The 837-nt window shown below is 63.8% G+C and carries 3 protein-coding genes; 1 reads left to right on the top strand and 2 read right to left on the bottom strand.

From position 1 onward, the window contains the following. The coding region (locus GY725_14040; protein ID MCP4005308.1) for a site-specific DNA-methyltransferase at positions 1 to 313 on the top strand (313 nt) is incomplete at its 5' end. Between the two features lie 61 nt (positions 314 to 374). Here the strand turns inward: GY725_14040 and GY725_14035 are convergent. Further along, positions 375 to 629 (bottom strand): hypothetical protein, encoded by a 255-nt coding sequence (locus GY725_14035; GenBank protein MCP4005307.1) that lies wholly within the window; start codon positions 627 to 629, stop codon positions 375 to 377. A 42-nt stretch (positions 630 to 671) separates the two neighbouring features. After that, a partial coding sequence (locus tag GY725_14030) for a hypothetical protein (GenBank protein ID MCP4005306.1) occupies positions 672 to 837 on the bottom strand: 166 nt, incomplete at its 5' end.

Genomic DNA, 837 nt, shown 5'->3' with positions numbered 1-837 from the left:
GGCTCACTACTTCAACCCTGGCATCACCAACGCCCCCGACACCTGGAGCGTCAAAAAGGTCACGCCGCAGTCGATGATCCACCTCACCGAGAAACCCGTCGAGCTGGCCGAGCGGGCAATGATGTATTCCTCGCGAAAAGGCGAACGCGTCCTCGACCTGTTCGGCGGCAGCGGATCGACGTTGATCGCGGCACAGCGGATGGGGCGGAAAGCGTTCCTGATGGAGATCGACCCCAGCTACTGCGACGTGATCGTTCAGCGCTGGCAGGAGTTCACCGGCGAGCAGGCCCAGGGCTGGCGGGGCAACGAGTAGCGAGATGACCGAAGAAACGCCCCCGGAACCGGGGGCGAAAGGAAGGAAGCGGAAAAGGGGCCTACGAGCCGGCCTTTTTGACCGCGTCCCGGAACGCTCCTTCATCTTTATGTGCGAAGGCCACAGCGACCTGCCGCACCAGTCGGGTGGCGTTGCGCGGCCCAGCCGTCTTGTGGATCGCGTTGCGCTCGGCTGCGGTCAGCCGGAAGGCGAAGACCACCAGGTCCTCCTTGGCGGCCTTGGGCTTCTTCGACGCGGCCTTCGACTTGCTGGCCTTCGTGGTCTTTCGAGTGGTCGTCTTCTTCTTCGTAGCCATGGAATCCTCCGTCGCGGGATCTCCCGCAGTGAATGGAACCGATCAGTCGCGTTCGATGATGTCGGCCGCCAGAGCCTGGTCGTACGACAGCACCAGCGTGTAGGGCGTCCGCAACAGCCCGAGCTGCACCAGCGCCTCGACGCAGGGTTTGCCGTCGTACTCGGTGAAATCGGCGGCCTCGCATACACCGTCGAACCACCCGATGCGC

Source organism: bacterium, assembly GCA_024226335.1.
In the GTDB taxonomy this organism is placed as follows: Bacteria; Myxococcota_A; UBA9160; order SZUA-336; family SZUA-336; genus JAAELY01.
This window is presented reverse-complemented; position numbering and strand designations above follow the sequence as displayed.

What these genes read in the sequence shown, in the direction of transcription:
- GY725_14035 (MCP4005307.1), bottom strand. Translation starts at nt 629, where the DNA reads ATGGCTACGAAGAAGAAGACGACCACTCGAAAGACCACGAAGGCCAGC.